We start from the raw sequence: 15,996 nt of genomic DNA, 5'->3' as shown, positions 1-15,996 counted from the left end.
AGGGGAAGTCGCCCTGATTGCGCATGGGATCTGAAGGGCGCCGAGCCATGGTCTCAGTCCTTCTTCTGGGAATTGGAGGACAAAGCAGTGCGATCGAGGAGAAGGAAGGAGGTCTTGCCGCCACACCCACCCTTCTCGACCGGCACCTTGCCCGCCTTAATCTGGCGGTGGAGCGTGCGCACAGAGACGCCGAGCTCGTGCGCGATCTGCTTGGCCCCGCGGAGAACAGAAGGCGATCTGCTCATGCTAGTCATGACTGTCACCCCCCTCGGACTGCCAGCTCTTAAAGGTGCTCAAGTTGCGGTGCCCGTCTTCCGAGAGTTTAGTTTGGAAGGTGCTTAGAAGGCGCTGCACCGCTTCTTCACCCTGCGCCGTCGCATTTGGTGCATTTGCTTTCATCAATTGGCAGATGAATAATAGTGCATCGAAGCTGACGGTAGCACTCCGCGAGAAAAATCTGTTGGGGCTGATGAAGAATTTTGCAACGTCCTCGAAGGGGCCGAGGTCGCCCATCCCGCCAAGTCGGAAAATAAGCTCCCGATCAGATCGATTCGATCGGCGACCGGCGGGAAGTCGAACGTCAATACCCAACCTATTTTCGTAGACGCTGAAGGTCACTTCGTGCCAAAAATTGCTAGAGACCCCTCCAGCGGAGGCTGCTCCGAAGAGATCAGAGAGAATTTCTATTGCAGTAACAATTCCATAATTAGTCTCTGCCTCTAGTTCGGAGTAGGCCTCAACTACTTTTGCAGCTTCTTTGATTGTCGGCTTAAGGGCGATGGCGAGCAACAATTTGGCAACGTGTTCGCCGCGGACATGTGCAATAGCTCGCCCCCGGCTCTTGGGTAAGACGCCAGCATCGATCAGCGCGCGAGCGTAGACGTTGACGGTTTTCTCCTCCGTCATCGTCACCACGGATATGGCCTCGACTGCCTGGGAAACTGACGCCACCTTGACCTCCTTTTATGTTTTGAATTTACCAAAACAAAAACGGAGGGGCAATGGTTTTTCGCAGGCGAGGGAGGCTAGATGGGCAGCCTCAACTCCCGGGCATCGCGCCTTGATCAACGAACGCCAGCGCAGCCCTTACGATCGCTTCGTTGTTGCGTCCCAAATCCCCTTATCGAGAAGGAAGTGGAGAGTGGCCTCCACTCCAATCAGCGCACAGCGCCGAGGCCAAAAGAAAACGCCGTTAGGCCAGATGCACCCCCGTCTGCCGCCTCGCGCGTATGGGGCGGTTTTCAAGACCGCTGCCCTAAGCGCGCAAACCTTCCGCACACGGGAGAAACCACCCTTAGGCCAGCGCCGGGGTCAATCTCGGATATGGCACCCTTCACGCTGATGGTCCCACCCCTCGCGCGCGCTCAGCAAAGTCCTGAACAGCCTTCAGCATGTCCCGCACAATCACCAAAGGCACCTCCCCCTCATCCTCGACCACGTCTGCCGGGCTGAAGCGATTCCTGTTGGACACGAGATGAGTGACCCAGGCAGAAAGGCCGAGCGCGGTGCTTGGGGCGGTGCGCGCAAGAGCCTCGAATGCATCCTGCTCAGCACAAAAGGCGTTGTAGCCGGCCTCCTCGAGCTCCCTCATCTCCACTGAGCCAAACGGGGCGTCACACGCATCCTCGGCGACATCCGCTTCCTGGAGGGCGGCGTATGCAAGATGGTGGCGCTCTATTGCAGCGAAGACCGGATCTCGCATTTCCGCAGACATCGCGAATGTGGCGCCGGCCACAGCCGGGGCAAGAGCGAGTGCCGCAGCTCCAGCCATAACAACGCGACGGGACGGCGGGCGGACAAAGGACTCCTGTTCACCGGAATGCATGGGCATCGGTGCGCTCCAATGTTAGATTGCGAAAACGAGATTATGTTGCGATTCTTAGGTTAACAAAATCGCAACGTCAACGCGATTTCGAACAAATGACACCAGAACAGTGCAAGATGGCCCGAGCGGGCTTGGGGCTGAGTGTGAGACAGCTGGCGGAGAAAGCCCGGGTCTCCACCAACACAATTTCCCGCCTGGAGGCTGGCGAGGAATTGAAGCCGCGGACCGTGGAAGCCATCCAGCGCGCGCTGGAAGAGGCTGGCGTGGAGTTCATCGCAGAGAACGGCGGCGGCGCTGGCGTCCGCCTTAAGAAGGCGTCTTGAGCTATCATGGCCCGCCGTGCTGATAGCGATGAAGCCTACGTTCTGCACCTTTGCGATCGCGTGCTTGGTCTAACGTCGGAGCGGCAGAAGCGGTTCGACTTCCTGTTGGGAGACCCTGGGAAAGGTGGCAGGTGCGCTCGCTTGCCGGTCGATGCCTTCTATCCCACGCTCAACCTGGCGGTCGAGTATCACGAGGCTCAACACACCCGCGCTGTGACTCACTTCGACAAACCCCACCGTATGACGGTCAGCGGAGTCCATCGGGGAGAGCAGCGGAGGCGTTATGACGAGCGGCGGCGTCTCCATCTTCCTGCGAACGGTATCACCCTCGTTTTCGTTGATTACCAAAAGCTCAGCCGCACTTCCGCCGGCCGCCTAAAGCGAGATCCGGACCTGGACGAGCGTACTATAAGGACCATCTTTGCGAGCGCGGGCATCGAGCTTGTCACAGACCCTGGATGCGGCGCCGATATATAAATCATCAACCAAATCGCAATAGGTCATCTACTTCTTGCGATCACGCTCAGACTTCCATTTTTCAAAGGCATCTTCTCTCTCTTTTCGAGACACAGCCTCCCTCCGGTTTTCCTCTCGGAGCTTCTCCAGAATTCGGACACCTTCGAGTAGCTGCGTCTCCCCTGCCGCCTCCTGCGTCCGCTGCCCCACAAGATGAGAAGCGGCGGCTTGCAGTGCACCCCTCATGACGGTGTCAATTCCCCGACTCCGTTCATACTCTCGATCCGAGGCCGCGCTCGGGATCTCCCTCCGGATCGCAATTGCCGCATCTATTTCGTGAGTGGGCGGGTAATGACCTGCTACCGATCTGTACTCCTCAAATCGGCCGGCGACGGCCTTGCACTGCCGCCCGATCTCGTAAGCCTTCCCAGCCCCTCGCGCGACACGCATCACGTTAGCGGCGAGCGCCCTCAAATCCGCCTCCAGCGCCTGCTTGACGCCCTCCAGTCGGATCGCGCGATCGTCGTTCTGAGCGACGACGGTTAAAGGGGGCCGAGGCGGCCGGTCATCGTCTTGGCTCATGGACCAGGCTCCAGGAGGAACTGCCTGACTTCAAATCGCGTGTAACGGCGCAGCCTACGCTAGGATGGTTGCGCAAAGCGAGTCGGAGCGCGCGTGCACATTCGCGATCCAGCATCCGAACTTCGGGCTTAAGCGGCGACTACGTCGCGTTTGAATTTGGCGAGGGTCTAAGCCGCAGACACCCGAAGTCACCTAGCGCACTCTAGAAGAAGATGGTGTGGATTTCGTCTAAAAAAATGGTGGCGGACCGAAAATTAGAATGACAAGGTCGCTATATTGGAAAATCTACCTCGGAGGGGGAAATGAATTCAGACGTAAATGTGAGGATATTCCTTCGTTCCGGCGATAAACTGATCGACGATGGCGAAGATTTTCATTCTTCTTATTTTAATGGACATATTCCATCAATTGGTGATTCGATTATGTATTTCAACAAAAGTGGAATGTCTGAGCGATATAAAGTTGTAGATCGGGCGTTTGATATCAATTTTTCTCCAGACAATTCATATATTACTCTAATCTTAGAGAGAGAAAAATTAGGCGAATACGCGCATATGAGTCGATATACAAATAACTAAATTACGTAATTCGAGTCAGGACACACGCAAATCATCTTCGGGTTCATCCTAATGGCTGGAACGATCTTCATACCCGGATGGCAGGGCGCGCAGGGAGCAATAATAAGATGGGGGCGCCCTCATCTTTCCTGGCATGCGAAATCTCTTTCAAAATCAATGTGTTTCACTGATTTCCCGTGAAACAGGCGATGCACTTATATGGTCTGGCACGGCCCATCGATGCGCGCACATCATCGGTCTTCGTCTAAGAAGATTTGGGGAACTGTCCAGGGTGGTGAGGACTGCGTGCCTGCTATGGGTGTTCAGTGCGATTGGCGATAGAAGGGGCACCCTTCTAAGACATAGCCAAGCCGCTAAAAGGCAGATGCATATCATGCATCTGCCTACCACCATCCCGACTAACACCGAAATGGCCTGCGCAGACGGCCTCGCCCGGCTTAAGCCTTAGCTTACCGAGTTGTATTTGGGTTCCGCGTACTAGTAAGCTGAGGTGTTGACCTACTAGGTTGCGATGACGCTTGCTGAAGCTGAACAGAGCGAATTATCGTGCTGGGGCTGGAGTTAGACCACTCGCTGTGCCGGGCAGCCGCCCCCCGGACGTCTTCCACAAACCAGCCTTGAGGTAACCGGACTTCGTTTGCCATCTGATTCCCCTCGTATGACTCGCCCTTTTACCGAGTGGACTCGCTAGTTCGGTAACACGCAAATCACGTTTTCCGTTCCCGAGTGTCATAGCTCAAGGATGCAGCCGTAGCCATGAACCAACCGTTGCAATCCACACCCGCGCCTGAGTTGATTTTTGGAATTGTCGCACCCATCGGAGTCGACCTGAATTTGGTCAGTGATCTCCTGGCGGAGGCGCTAACAGAGATGCAGTACGAGACGCAGCTATTTCGTCTCACCGCCTTGATGCAGGATGCTTTCCCCGAAAGGACCGTGGCTAAAAGCCCATATATCCAATCAATTAAAGATCGAATTGCATTCGCAAATGACGTTAGAGCTCAGGCGGGCGACCACGCCCTTGCGGCATTGGCTATCAGCGCGATCCGGGAATTCCGAGCCAAGAGATGGAAAGCGAAAATTCAAGATGCTCAGCAGAAACAAGGCATGGCGCAGCCCCCTGCTGGATCAGATGGAGAACGGCACGATGCCTCCAATGACGACGAGCGAAATAAAGCAGAGCCCCTTCCAAATCAGGCTTACATCATAAGGCAATTTAAGAGGCCTGAAGAAATAACGGTTTTGCGAAGCATATATGGACGGCAGTTTATTCTTATTTCCGCAACTGCGTCGGAAGAGTCTCGACTTAGACGCATTCGGGAAGAAGAAAGCAGATCTTGCGGGGGCCTAGTCGCAGAAATAGAACTAGTTGACCGCGCCAATCGATTGGTCGCCCAGGATTCTAAAGAGACACTGGACACACATGGGCAGAACGTACGTGATGCTTTTCCGCTCGGAGATGTATTTATCGACGCAAGTTCAACTTCGGAATGCTCCGATACAATCCGAAGATTCATAAAATTACTTTTTGGAAATAATGAAATTACACCCACTCGGGACGAATATGGGATGTACATGGCAAAGTCAGCCTCGCTAAGGTCATCTGACCTTTCAAGGCAAGTCGGAGCGGCAATATTTCGCCCCTCGGGTGAGGTTGCGTCATTGGGATGCAATGAGGTTCCGAAGGCCGGTGGCGGCACGTACTGGACGAAAGATACTATAGACAGGCGCGATTTCGTGGACGGATACGACCCAAATGAGCGTCGGAAGATCGAATTACTTGTTGACGTGATAGATAGATTAAAAGAATCTGGTCATTTATCTGAAAATCTATCTGAAATAAATAATACATACGAAATTTGTCAAAATTTACTTCAGGACACGTCTGATCGCAGTGTTAGAAAATCTAAAATGATGGATATACTTGAGTTTGGTAGAATTATACATGCAGAAATGTCCGCCATTAGCGACGCTGCTAGGCTGGGGATCCCCATAAAAGACAGCACGCTATATTGCACCACTTTTCCATGCCATATGTGTGCAAAACACATTGTCGCCGCCGGCATATCTCGTGTTGTATATTTAGAGCCATACCCAAAGAGCTATGCGAAAGATTTGCATGGTGATGCAATTTATACAGATTCCAAGCCACAGATTAATCGCGTTGGATTTGACGGATTTATTGGCGTATCCCCGTATCGATATCGTGATTTATTTGAAAAAGGAAAACGAAAATACTCTACGGGCGAAGCGCAAAAGTGGACCGGCGGCGCACCAAAGCCAATGGTTGAGGTTTACTACCCATCATACTCAATAGCAGAGCGAGCTTTATTGAATCAATTAAAGAAAAAAGTCGAAGATACATCTGCTTATTTTCAGCATAAGAGAAATGATGAATAAATTATGGATTGTAATTTCGACACTTACATCACCATCATCTCTGGCTTCCACTGATCGCTGTCATAGATCGACGGGAGGGAGCCGGCCGCCGCACGAGCGACTGCCATAGCGCAAGCCACGGCGCCATCGATACGGTCCCGGCTTCGCCCTTTGTGGAACACGGCATTGCCAGCGCTATCAGTGTGGACAGCGATATTGTCGAAGTTCCAGCGCAGCACAGGATGGCCGCCGTGCATCAGCCGCCGGCCGACAATCGCCCGCTCCAGTTCCTTCACGGCTGGCGCCATGGTGGCCACGCCCTGGCGCATCTCCACTGCCGGCAGGCCGTCTTCGGCGAGAGTGTTCATCATGTTGCGCGCGAGGTGCGGATCGAAGGCTATCTCACGCACATCGAAGCGGTCGCATAAGTCGCGGATGGTGGTCTCCACATGCCGGAAGTCCACGACATTTCCAGGGGTGGGCTCGATGTAGCCCTGTTCGGCCCATGTGACATACGGAACGCCATCGCGCTCCGACCTGAGGCGCAGATTGTCCTTCGGGCAGAAGAACCAAGGATGGACGAAATAGCCATCGTCGCCGTCACGCCAGGCCGCCGCGACACAGGTCAGATCGCCGTTGCTGGAGAGATCGACGCCGAGCCAACACGGCTCGCCAGCTAGATCATCCAGGCTGACTGGCGCAGCACCCTCGTCATAGATGGCCATATCCACGAACGGATCGGCGCTGTGGTCGAGCCAGACATTGAGGTTCAACTGACGAAATGCCTCCCGATCTCCCGGGCGATGGCGCGCCTCACGGGCGAGCTGACGCAGACCTTCGATGTCGGGATACCCATGGGCGAGGCCCGGATTGACCGCGTGCCATACGGCCTCGTCCGTCCAGTCACAATCGCGATCCGCTTCATAGAGAATGGGCAACATCGAGGGATCTGAGATCTCTCCGCGCGCCACCTTCCGCGCATAGTCCACAATGTCGAAAGCGATGTTCTCCTGCCCGCGACCGGCAGTGGTGGCAACGACCAGCAAGGAGCCGGCGGTCTTCACGAGGCCGGAGCGCAGCACGTCCCAGAGGTCTCGTCGCTTCCAGGCGTGGAGCTCGTCCGCCAGGACGAATGCCGGCGTGCGGCCATGCTGTGTGCCCGCGTCACTGGAGATGGACTCGTAAAAGACGCGATACTTCGAATTGACGACGCGATTCCGATACTCCAGGACCGAAACACGCTGCTTCAGCCCCGGTGTCGTTTGAGTGATGCCGACCGCTTCATCAAACGCAATGCGGGCCTGCTTGCGGTCTGAAGCGGCGGAAATGACCTCGCCGCCCGGCAGACGCTCGGGACCAAAGGTATGAAGTAGTGCGAGAGCAGCGGCGAGGCTCGTCTTTCGATTGCCTCGGGGCAGCAGTAGCACCACGGACTTCACGATCCGCAAGCCATTCTCGTGGCGTGGGCCGTAAATCCGGCGCACGATCCGCTCCTGCCAAGGGTCCAGTTGGAATGCCCGTCCCGGCAATCCGCTTTTCGGGTGACGGAGCGCTCGGAGGAAATCGACGGCCCGCTGACCATATCCAAGAGGGTCAGGGGTACTCTGCTCAATCAAGGCCAAGTCCCCCAGAGAAAAGGGGCCCCAGATCGCTATCAGCCCCCTCCCGAATACCAGGTCGCCCGCGGCTTGCCGGCGTGAGGCCGAGTTCGGCAGCAAGCTGCCGCGCCTGCGTGAGCCCGTCGCTCCGAATGACCACAGCCGGATGCCGCTTGGGACCGCTCGGCCCCATGAAGATCAGCCCGCCGTCCTTGAGAATACGGGCCGCCTCGGCAACCTGCCCCACGGCTGTGCAGTAATTCGCGAAGCTCGCGAGATCCGCAAGGGTCAGTGTACGCCGCTCCTTCATCAGGATCGGCAGCGTGCGCTCCCATTCGGCCAGGGCATCGTCGGTCAGCCAATCCGGCGCAGCGGGAACGTCCTCACCCACCGCCTCCCAGGTCGGAGATATTTCGGCTTTATGGCCACGCATGATCAGAACTCCCACTTGCGATAGGGAGTGATGAGCTCACGAAATCCGAACGGGATCTCGAGGAGAGGTTCCGGGAGTGCAGCTTCCCGCCCTTCTGTGAACCAGTGGCCGACGAGCACCTTCATCGCCATCCCGATGTCATCAGGAACCTCACCTTCGAAGGTGGCGAGCGGCCCGACCCAGGCCTCCACATGCCGCAGGGCGGCCTCAAGCATCTGCTCAAGGGTCGAATCCTCATACGACCCATCCACCCGAAGATGGCGCTTCAGATCATCAAGGCTCACCACGTCCGTGGCATTGAGGCTGTCAGACATTGCGGAGATCCTTCTCGCGCCGCGCCCGCGCGAACCATTGGTGCACCAGATCCTCCATCCAGTCCCGCTGTCCCTCGCGGCTTACATCGGCCCGGATTCGGCGTAGGCACTCCTCCAGCGGTGTATCCATCACGACCAAACGGGCATTGCGCAGCTTTCGCTGCCACAGGTCGCGCTCTGCCTGCTCGGGAGCTGAAACGATAAACCACACATGCTCATGCAGGTGATCGTCAGCGAGCCCCGTCAGGATCTGGTTGCGCTCCAACAGAGCTTGCCGTGTCGCCTCGGCGCTACGAGGGGCCTGGTGGCTGGTGGTGTGGAAGAGCTTTGCCTTGATCAGGTCCAAGTCGATGACGATATCGCCTGGACGCCGATGCTTCTCGACATAGGTACTCTTTCCGGAACCCGGCGGACCACAGACAAGGGTGACAGGGACGCGTGACGGCCGAAGGAAGGGATGAGCCAGTACGCCACCCCTCGCGCTCCGCTTTTCCTCGCCCTGCTTCGCTCGGTCGTGGCAAGGCTTGCAAAGCGGTTGCCAGTTTCCCTTGTCCCAGAAAAGCGCTTGGTCGCCGCGGTGAGGCGCGATGTGGTCAACCACCGTGGCCGGCGCATGGCACCGGACGCACATGGGATGTGACCGCAGATACCCAGCACGCGCCTTGTCCCAGCGGGTGTCATAGCCTCGCTGCCGCGCGCTGGGGCGGGCGGCATCCGCCCGAGCATTCCGAGCCGCCGCGCGCTTGCGCTCGCATGGGCATCGCTCGCCGCTGGCGATGCGGTAGCCGCAGGGGCAAATCCTTGGGGCACGAACAGGCATGCTCTTTCACCTGGAGTGTGGGGAGGCGAGCACGGCCCGCCTCCCCGTTAAGCCCTTCGCGGACTAGGAAACATCCGCCGGTGCCCGCGATCTCGTTCGCCTTGAACCCCACAAACGGCTTGCACCGCGGGCGCCAGGCAGGCGAACTTTCCGGTGTTGGGGGGACCGCGACGCCCCCTCAAAGGACAGGCGCCCTAAGCTGCGACGGGCCGGCTGGCGGCGTGGCCCTTGATGACCGTCGCCGAAAGCGGCGTGCCGGTGCCGTGGGTGCCGCCGAAGTCCGCCAGGAGCTTCAGGTAGCGCCGGCCGCCGATGTAGCCGAGGCGATGAAGCGTGGCGGCGGCATGCGCCGTCTTGAAGGCCAGGACGATGCCGTTCGTCACCGACGCGACACCAAGAAGATCGGACACGGTGACGGGAGCGTAAGCGCTCTCATCGTCGCTGTGGGAGAGCACGAACTCGATCTTGTTCGTCCCGGTGAACGTGATGCCGCCGATCCCCACATGGATGACGATTTCGGCGGCGTCGAAGCCGAGGAGGTCGATGGCCGCCGGGCTGTTGTCCGCATCGTAGACCGCGGGCGGAATGGCCTCGATGACGCCGATGTTGCTGTGAAGGTCACGCATGGGTCGTATCTCCTCAGCTCGTCACCATCTTGAGCTTGCGCAGCGCGCGCGCCTGCACCACGCCCGCGCCGACGCGGCGGGTCGCATGGATGCGGGTCTGCCCCGTGGTGGCGAGGGAATAGGGGTTCACCAGGATGGACAGCGCCAGGCGGTCCACGATCCGGTAGCCGGTGGCGAAGTCACCGAACATGATCGGGAAGGCGCCCGAGGACACGTCAGGCATGTCCACGGCCTCCACCACCGGGCGGCCGAGGATGGTCTCCGGCTGCCCGGCCTGGAAGGACGGCTGCCAGAGGTAGTTGTTCTGCCCGTCCTTGAGCTTGCGGATGGTGGCGAGCGTGGTGCCGTTGAGCAGCCAGGAGCCACGGTTCCGGTAGGCGGACGGCAGCGCGTACATCAGGCTGATGAGCGCGTCGGCGGAGAGGTTGGTGGCGTGGCCGTTCAGCGTGAATTCGACACCGGGATCTGTCAGGAGCCCCATGGGCTCCTTCACGCCGTCCCCGTCCACGAAGGCCGCCCCTTCCTTCTGGCCGAAGTCTTCGGCCAGGGCGAGCCGCACCTCAGCTTCGGCGATGCCGCCGCTGTCCGCGAGGAGTTGGTTGGAGATGTCCACATAGGTGGCCACCTCGCGCACCGGAATCTCGATCTGCCCAAAGCTGGGCTCGCTCTCGGAGCGCTCCTCGGTCTCGCCGACCCAGCGGGCGTTGGTGATGCCCGTGCGCTTGGGATACTTCACCGAGGGCGAGCCGGTGGCGCGCACGCTGGCCACGGAGCGGATGGGAGAGAACTCCACCAGGTCGCGGACGAACTCCGTGCTCATCTCCGCAGGGGCGAGATAGCCGCCCTGGGAGTCGTTGGAGACGGTGAGCGCCTTCAGATCGGCCTCGGGCGTCTCGCGCCCACGGCGCAGGTAGGTGCCGAACGCCTTGCGCTCTTCGCTCGGCTCCGCCGGATCGTCCTTCGTGCCGGCCGGCCGGTTGAGCTTCGCCTCCAGCTTGTCCAGGCGCAGGGCGATCTTGTCCGCGGCGCCAGCCTTTTCCTCCACCTTGTCGAGGCGGCCGATCACCTCGCCCTTGAAGGCGTCCAGCGCCTTCGTGACGACGGCGGCGGGATCGTCTTCCTCGCCCTTGAACTCGACGGCGCCGAGCACCGCCTTCGCATCGTGGAACATGGCTTACCTCGTGCTGATCGCCATAGCGGCGCGGTGAAGAGCCCCGGCGATGGCAAGCGCCGCCGTGGCGGATTTGGCGGCCGTGATGCGGGCGCCGGGATGCATGGGGACGCTGACCAGCGAGCATTCGACCAGGTCGAGCGCGGAGATGGTCCGGCCGCCGCCCTTCCGGGGCGTGGCTTTCTTCGTGAGGAAACCAATAGAGAGCCCGCGCACGGCGCCTGCCTGGACGAGCGCCCGGACCTCGCGCGCCCTGGCGACCTCCGCAACCAGCAGGCGCCCTTTGAGACGCAGGCCGTCCGCCTCTTCCAAGGCCTCGCTCCAGGCGCCCACGGGGTCATTCGGATCGTGTCCAAAGAGCATGGGCAGGGGCAGGCGGGCGCCGGCAAACGCACCCTTCTCGATCACGTCGCCGATACGGTCAGGAGTGCCGAACGGCCACGCAAGCCCCTCGATGGCGCCCGCATCGTCCACCATGATCTTGGTCTCGATGAACACGCGATCCATCAGGCGCCTCCCTGCACCGTGGCGGCCCCGGTAGGCGTAGATGTGAAGGGGTTGCCAAAGGCATCGCCGCCCTCTCGGGCTGGCAGTCCCTCCCAGGCCCGGGCCTCATTGGCGTTCAGCACGCCGCTCGCGATGAGCGAACTGTAAGCCGTCGCACGCGCTCCAATGTCGGCGCGCGTGAGGTCATCGCGATCAAAAACCACTCGGTGAGAAGGGAATTCATCCGCTGTGAACAATGCACGCCGGAGGCATCCCTCAAGGGCGCGCAGCCACGGCTCAAGGCAATAGACGAGGAACTCCTGACCAGCCTGTTCCATGTTGCTCCAGGTGGCTCGCTCCAGATCCTGGAGCATCGTCACGGGCACACGGAAATGACGCGCGATCTGGAGAATCTGAAACCGCGTCAGCTCGAGGAATTGAGCGTCGGTGGATGACATCGTGAGGGGCGCGTATTCGGCGCCTCCCTCCACGATCGCCGTGCCGCCGGACTTTCCACCGCCATGAGCGAGCTGCCAGGAATCGCGAATGCGCTTGATCGCATCGGGCGTAACCCGCTCCTTCAGCGACAGAACGCCGGAGGGCCGGGCACCGTTGCCGAACAGCCGGGCCGCGTGGGCATCCAACGTCAAGGCCAGCCCGATGCTCTCACGTGCGAGGCTGAGCGGAGAGCGGCCGAAGGGGCTCCTCAGGTGAATGATATCTTCGGCCGGAACATCCCGGCCGTTCAGGGTGTACCGGAAGGCACCCGTGCCCGTGCCATCGTCCTGCGCCGTCAGGTAGCTCGGCTGATAGTGGATGACCTCGACAGGCCGCCCGTCCACGCGATTAACCCATGCGAGCCCACCAGCATCATAGATGAGCGCCTGAGCGGTCAGGTCACGGAGGAAACTGAAGGCGTCCGTCCAATCATTGGCAGCGTCGCGCAGCAAGGCCCAGGCAGGATGATCGGGAACGTCGTGTTCCGTGCCGTCGTCTCCGCGTTGGACGACACGCACATCAAGGGTCGCGACCGCTTCGGAAATGACACGTATGGCGCATGCAACCGCCGGCACGGTGAGCGCATTGCCGGGGCCAACGGCTACACCGGCGGCAGTCTGGGAGCCTGAGCCAAACAGCGCAAGAAGATCGGCCTCCGGCAGCGCCAGAGACTTTGTGTCGAAGAAGCCGCGTAGCACTTTGAATGGGTTGCGCATCCATAATTGTATGCGCCTTGTAAATCTCCGCATCTAGACGGATGCTTGTGCCAATTTATGCCAAAAAGAACTTGACTAAACATCGAATAGCCAATAACCTTTTGACCTTCATCAGAAAAAACACCATATGGTGCATATCACGCACGGGCGGGACCTCACCGGTCCTGATGCGAGGCCCGAGGTCGTGCACCACCCCCCCTATCCCAGGCGTTTGGGCGGTATTTGAGGGCAGCGAACCCCTCGAAAGCGATCTCATTCAGGCTGCAGCCCTCCACGACGCGGATCTGTCCCCAACCCCAGCGTTCCTTGCCGTGCCTGGAGCGCATTCGTCGATCTCAATGCCCTTTCTTGAAGGCCCTCTATGCTCTTCGTGGGGCTCACTTTTTTGACCGGCGAAAGCAAACTGGACCCTGTCGGCCGGTGAGCTGAGGGGCCACGCTTCAACCAGGCGAGCCAAGCCGTCGAGACAATCGAAACGAGGTTCGGGAGGCTCTTCTGGCCGCGCCGCGGCCTGTGAGTGATCCTGATGTGGCCGAGCCGCCGCGCCTCATGGAGCGTCGTCTGCACCGTAGTCCGGCACACACCTGCGAGCGCCGCTATCTTGTCGATCGGGAGATCACAGATGCCGTGGTGCTTGATCTCCCCTGCCACGATGCAGAGAACGGCGCGCTGCCCCTCGGTGTAATGATGGCGCAGGCTATCGGGCAGAACACTGGAACCGCCCAGGCGTCGCCGCCGGTCGCGCGACGCCTGCCGGTCAGGCGACCGCTGCCGCTGCCGAGGCTTGAATCTGCTCAGGACAAGACGATTTGGAACGGGTGAGTAGGCGTGCTTCTCGCGCCGACCGCTGATCTGGGCATCGATCTCCGCGGCCTCCTCGTCGGAGATTTCTCCTCGTGTCAGCGCCCGCCACATATCACGGGCGACGAGATCCAGATCCTTCACGCTGGCCGCATCAACGCGGTTTCGCATGACGTGCACGGCCGAGACGACGCTCATTGGCCACCTCGGCCAACGCAATCGGCCGCCGCCTTGATCGAATCGAAATGGCCAAGGCGACCACCACTTGCGGAGCGCGCGTCGAAGCCGCCAGCACGTCGTCCTAGAACGGTCCCCAGATGGACGTGACCATCATAAACTGCGTAGGAGAGTCCTGACGTATCACGCCTTGCCTTCGCTCGCTGTTTGCCGCGTCCCGCCTTATCCCGCTTAATCCCGCGCAATCCCATGTGTCTCCTTGCCGGAGACGCCATGGGGAACGTGAAGAAGCTAGATCAACGTTTGTCGCCCTTTTCCCAAGCTGTATGTCGTGGGTTCGATTCCCATCGCCCGCTCCAATTTCTTGCCTCAGGGCATCTCAGAAAATCTCATTTCTCTGGAAAATCAATGAATTGAGCGTCTCCCAGAGCCTCACACGCGCGCATGGCCTGCCGTTGCATCTCAGAAATTTGTAGGCATTTTTGTAGGCATCGCGGCTTCGGGCCGATTTGAGATGCCTACACATGCCCCTCACCGACATCGCCATTCGAAACGCCAAGCCGAAGGAACAGGCCTATAAGCTTTTCGATGGCGGGGGTCTTTTCCTCTTCGTTACCCCCTCCGGCAGCCGCCTCTGGCGCCTCGCCTACCGCTTCGCGGGGAAGGCAAAACAGCTCTCCTTCGGCCCTTACCCCACTATCTCCCTCGCCGACGCCCGACAAAAACGCGACGAAGCCAAACGCGCCCTCGCGGACGGCGAAGATCCCTCGGTTGTTCGGCAGAAGGCCAAGATCGAAGCGGCTGCGACGGCCGAGAACACCTTCGGTCTCATTGCGGCGGAGTATCTCGAGAGACTTAGCGCCAAGGGCTGCGCACCGGCGACATTGACAAAGAACCGATGGTTCCTCGAGAAACTGGCCGGCCCGGCATTGGGCAATCGCCCAATCTCGCACATCACACCTGTGGAAGTGCTGAGTGTTCTCCAGAGCGTCGAGCGCAGCGGTAGGCTGGAGACAGCCCGGAGCCTTCGCTCGACCATCGGCAGCGTGTTCCGCCTTGCCATCTCGACCTTGCGCGCGGAATCAGACCCGACAGCGTCTCTACGCGGCGCTCTTCGCCCTCCAAAGGTGGTGCATCGGGCCGCGCTCATCGAGCCAAAAGACGTTGGAGCCCTTCTGTGCTCCATCGATACCTATACCGGCTGGCCCTCCGTCCGCGCTGCGCTGTTGTTCAACGCACTGACCTTCTGCCGGCCAGGAGAGGTGCGCGGCGCAAGATGGAAGGAAATCGACCTCGAGAAGGGGGTATGGACGATCCCGGAGCATCGGATGAAGATGCGCCGGCCGCATCTGGTGCCGCTGTCTCGCCAAGCGATACAGGTGCTCGACGACCTTTACCCCATCACGGGAACCAGCGAACTCGTGTTCCCCTCGATCCGCTCGCATAAGAAAGCGTTGAGCGAGAACGCCTTCAATAGCGCCCTTCGGCGCATGGGCTTCACGCAAGATGAGATGACGGCGCACGGCTTCCGGGCCACGGCGAGCTCGATCTTGAACGAGCGCGGCTTCCCTCCGGACGTGATCGAAGCGGCCTTGGCGCATGTGGAGCCCAATGCCGTGCGGCGCGCTTATAACCGCGCCACCTACTGGCCGGAGCGCGTCGCGATGATGCAGGCTTGGGCGGACATGCTGGATGATTTTCGGGCACTGAAAATAAGATCGCCGACGGAATGAGATTTTTTGGGCATTTTAAATTTTAAGCTTGAAAAGCGGTTATATGGGCTTATAAGAATTCATATGGGATGATTTTATCCCATTGGAAAGGCCTGATATGACTGCATCCTAAACGCCCCCTAAGCGCACAACAAGGACCTTAGCGGGCCATCTTCCCTGATCAGGAAAACCCGCCCTCTCCCGGCCCACGTGGCCAATCCCCGACACATGCGGCTTGAAAAACGCCTTTGCGGCGAACGGCCTCGTGCACCCCAAATCCGGAGCTCGCGATGAAAACTGCCTCCAACACTTCCGTGCGCCTTCTTCGCCTTCAGCAGGTGATTGGCCCCGAAGGCCCAATTCCGGTGTCTCGTGCCACGTGGTGGCGTGGCATCAAGGACGGCAGATTTCCGCGCCCCGTCCACATCGGACAGCGCCTCCGCGTTTGGCGTGAAAGCGAAATCCTTGCCCTCATTAATCCTGACGTGAAGGAGTGAAAAG

General features: G+C 59.4%; 18 protein-coding genes. 5 read left to right on the top strand and 13 right to left on the bottom strand.

Features of this window, described 5'->3' with window-relative positions:
- Positions 1–53: 53 nt before the first annotated feature.
- The 3 genes from EJJ38_RS01410 to EJJ38_RS01400 all read right to left on the bottom strand — a co-directional run bounded on the left by EJJ38_RS01410 (position 54) and on the right by EJJ38_RS01400 (position 1,831).
- Positions 54–254: a helix-turn-helix transcriptional regulator gene (locus EJJ38_RS01410; protein ID WP_127088316.1), complete on the bottom strand. Its 201-nt coding sequence runs from the start codon at positions 252–254 to the stop codon at positions 54–56.
- Positions 247–951: a hypothetical protein gene (locus EJJ38_RS01405; protein WP_127088315.1), complete on the bottom strand. Its 705-nt coding sequence runs from the start codon at positions 949–951 to the stop codon at positions 247–249. The genes EJJ38_RS01410 and EJJ38_RS01405 overlap by 8 nt, the downstream gene beginning before the upstream one ends.
- A gap of 382 nt (positions 952–1,333) precedes the next feature.
- Positions 1,334–1,831, bottom strand: a complete 498-nt coding sequence (locus EJJ38_RS01400; RefSeq protein ID WP_127088314.1) for a hypothetical protein — start codon at positions 1,829–1,831, stop codon at positions 1,334–1,336.
- 89 nt (positions 1,832–1,920) lie between these two features.
- Here EJJ38_RS01400 and EJJ38_RS01395 point away from each other — a divergent pair, with 89 nt between their 5' ends.
- On the top strand, positions 1,921–2,148 hold the full coding sequence (locus EJJ38_RS01395) for a helix-turn-helix domain-containing protein (protein WP_205666071.1): 228 nt from the start codon (positions 1,921–1,923) through the stop codon (positions 2,146–2,148).
- A gap of 504 nt (positions 2,149–2,652) precedes the next feature.
- On the opposite strand, the gene EJJ38_RS01385 is transcribed toward EJJ38_RS01395, so the two are convergent.
- Positions 2,653–3,186 carry a hypothetical protein gene (locus tag EJJ38_RS01385; protein ID WP_127088313.1) on the bottom strand — a complete coding sequence of 178 codons (534 nt, stop codon included), beginning with the start codon at positions 3,184–3,186 and terminating at the stop codon, positions 2,653–2,655.
- 302 nt (positions 3,187–3,488) lie between these two features.
- Here EJJ38_RS01385 and EJJ38_RS01380 point away from each other — a divergent pair, with 302 nt between their 5' ends.
- Positions 3,489–3,764, top strand: a complete 276-nt coding sequence (locus tag EJJ38_RS01380) for a hypothetical protein (protein ID WP_127088312.1) — start codon at positions 3,489–3,491, stop codon at positions 3,762–3,764.
- 756 nt (positions 3,765–4,520) lie between these two features.
- On the top strand, positions 4,521–6,164 hold the full coding sequence (locus EJJ38_RS01375) for an anti-phage dCTP deaminase (protein ID WP_127088311.1): 1,644 nt from the start codon (positions 4,521–4,523) through the stop codon (positions 6,162–6,164).
- A 23-nt stretch (positions 6,165–6,187) separates the two neighbouring features.
- Here EJJ38_RS01375 and EJJ38_RS01370 read toward each other — a convergent pair whose 3' ends face one another.
- The 9 genes from EJJ38_RS01370 to EJJ38_RS01330 all read right to left on the bottom strand — a co-directional run bounded on the left by EJJ38_RS01370 (position 6,188) and on the right by EJJ38_RS01330 (position 13,804).
- Positions 6,188–7,774, bottom strand: coding sequence for a terminase large subunit (locus EJJ38_RS01370; protein WP_127088406.1), 1,587 nt, complete (start codon positions 7,772–7,774; stop codon positions 6,188–6,190).
- Positions 7,752–8,174, bottom strand: coding sequence for a phage terminase small subunit P27 family (locus tag EJJ38_RS01365; protein ID WP_205666070.1), 423 nt, complete (start codon positions 8,172–8,174; stop codon positions 7,752–7,754). The genes EJJ38_RS01370 and EJJ38_RS01365 overlap by 23 nt, the downstream gene beginning before the upstream one ends.
- Positions 8,175–8,176: 2 nt before the next feature.
- Positions 8,177–8,488: a head-tail connector protein gene (locus EJJ38_RS01360; protein WP_127088309.1), complete on the bottom strand. Its 312-nt coding sequence runs from the start codon at positions 8,486–8,488 to the stop codon at positions 8,177–8,179.
- The gene (locus EJJ38_RS20550; protein WP_338021838.1) at positions 8,481–9,119 is read right to left on the bottom strand and encodes an AAA family ATPase; all 639 of its coding nucleotides are present in this window, start codon (positions 9,117–9,119) and stop codon (positions 8,481–8,483) included. The genes EJJ38_RS01360 and EJJ38_RS20550 overlap by 8 nt, the downstream gene beginning before the upstream one ends.
- Positions 9,120–9,502: 383 nt before the next feature.
- Complete coding sequence (locus EJJ38_RS01350; protein ID WP_127088307.1) at positions 9,503–9,934, bottom strand: hypothetical protein; 432 nt, start codon at positions 9,932–9,934, stop codon at positions 9,503–9,505.
- A gap of 13 nt (positions 9,935–9,947) precedes the next feature.
- Complete coding sequence (locus tag EJJ38_RS01345; protein ID WP_127088306.1) at positions 9,948–11,105, bottom strand: phage major capsid protein; 1,158 nt, start codon at positions 11,103–11,105, stop codon at positions 9,948–9,950.
- Between the two features lie 3 nt (positions 11,106–11,108).
- Positions 11,109–11,612 (bottom strand): HK97 family phage prohead protease, encoded by a 504-nt coding sequence (locus EJJ38_RS01340; RefSeq protein ID WP_127088305.1) that lies wholly within the window; start codon positions 11,610–11,612, stop codon positions 11,109–11,111.
- Complete coding sequence (locus EJJ38_RS01335) at positions 11,612–12,805, bottom strand: phage portal protein (RefSeq protein WP_127088304.1); 1,194 nt, start codon at positions 12,803–12,805, stop codon at positions 11,612–11,614. Before EJJ38_RS01335 ends, EJJ38_RS01340 begins: the two co-directional genes overlap by 1 nt.
- Positions 12,806–13,057: 252 nt before the next feature.
- Positions 13,058–13,804 (bottom strand): helix-turn-helix domain-containing protein, encoded by a 747-nt coding sequence (locus EJJ38_RS01330; RefSeq protein ID WP_127088303.1) that lies wholly within the window; start codon positions 13,802–13,804, stop codon positions 13,058–13,060.
- A gap of 503 nt (positions 13,805–14,307) precedes the next feature.
- On the opposite strand from EJJ38_RS01330, the gene EJJ38_RS01325 reads away from it, so the two are divergent.
- Both EJJ38_RS01325 and EJJ38_RS01320 read left to right on the top strand, forming a co-directional pair.
- On the top strand, positions 14,308–15,516 hold the full coding sequence (locus EJJ38_RS01325; protein ID WP_127088302.1) for a tyrosine-type recombinase/integrase: 1,209 nt from the start codon (positions 14,308–14,310) through the stop codon (positions 15,514–15,516).
- 269 nt (positions 15,517–15,785) lie between these two features.
- Positions 15,786–15,992, top strand: a complete 207-nt coding sequence (locus tag EJJ38_RS01320; protein ID WP_127088301.1) for a helix-turn-helix transcriptional regulator — start codon at positions 15,786–15,788, stop codon at positions 15,990–15,992.
- The last annotated feature ends 4 nt before the right edge of the window (positions 15,993–15,996 follow it).

The sequence above is a fragment of the Aquabacter cavernae genome (assembly GCF_003993795.1).
Classification (GTDB): Bacteria; Pseudomonadota; Alphaproteobacteria; order Rhizobiales; family Xanthobacteraceae; genus Aquabacter; species Aquabacter cavernae.
This window is presented reverse-complemented; position numbering and strand designations above follow the sequence as displayed.

Bases quoted from the DNA above. Each gene is read 5' to 3' on its own strand.
- EJJ38_RS01335 (WP_127088304.1), bottom strand. From the start codon at position 12,805: ATGCGCAACCCATTCAAAGTGCTACGCGGCTTCTTCGACACAAAGTCT.
- EJJ38_RS01410 (WP_127088316.1), bottom strand. From the start codon at position 254: ATGACTAGCATGAGCAGATCGCCTTCTGTTCTCCGCGGGGCCAAGCAG.
- EJJ38_RS01330 (WP_127088303.1), bottom strand. From the start codon at position 13,804: ATGAGCGTCGTCTCGGCCGTGCACGTCATGCGAAACCGCGTTGATGCG.
- EJJ38_RS01345 (WP_127088306.1), bottom strand. From the start codon at position 11,105: ATGTTCCACGATGCGAAGGCGGTGCTCGGCGCCGTCGAGTTCAAGGGC.
- EJJ38_RS01395 (WP_205666071.1), top strand. From the start codon at position 1,921: ATGACACCAGAACAGTGCAAGATGGCCCGAGCGGGCTTGGGGCTGAGT.
- EJJ38_RS20550 (WP_338021838.1), bottom strand. From the start codon at position 9,119: ATGTGCGTCCGGTGCCATGCGCCGGCCACGGTGGTTGACCACATCGCG.
- EJJ38_RS01340 (WP_127088305.1), bottom strand. From the start codon at position 11,612: ATGGATCGCGTGTTCATCGAGACCAAGATCATGGTGGACGATGCGGGC.
- EJJ38_RS01360 (WP_127088309.1), bottom strand. From the start codon at position 8,488: ATGTCTGACAGCCTCAATGCCACGGACGTGGTGAGCCTTGATGATCTG.
- EJJ38_RS01375 (WP_127088311.1), top strand. From the start codon at position 4,521: ATGAACCAACCGTTGCAATCCACACCCGCGCCTGAGTTGATTTTTGGA.
- EJJ38_RS01380 (WP_127088312.1), top strand. From the start codon at position 3,489: ATGAATTCAGACGTAAATGTGAGGATATTCCTTCGTTCCGGCGATAAA.
- EJJ38_RS01320 (WP_127088301.1), top strand. From the start codon at position 15,786: ATGAAAACTGCCTCCAACACTTCCGTGCGCCTTCTTCGCCTTCAGCAG.
- EJJ38_RS01350 (WP_127088307.1), bottom strand. From the start codon at position 9,934: ATGCGTGACCTTCACAGCAACATCGGCGTCATCGAGGCCATTCCGCCC.
- EJJ38_RS01400 (WP_127088314.1), bottom strand. From the start codon at position 1,831: ATGCCCATGCATTCCGGTGAACAGGAGTCCTTTGTCCGCCCGCCGTCC.
- EJJ38_RS01365 (WP_205666070.1), bottom strand. From the start codon at position 8,174: ATGCGTGGCCATAAAGCCGAAATATCTCCGACCTGGGAGGCGGTGGGT.
- EJJ38_RS01325 (WP_127088302.1), top strand. From the start codon at position 14,308: ATGCCCCTCACCGACATCGCCATTCGAAACGCCAAGCCGAAGGAACAG.
- EJJ38_RS01385 (WP_127088313.1), bottom strand. From the start codon at position 3,186: ATGAGCCAAGACGATGACCGGCCGCCTCGGCCCCCTTTAACCGTCGTC.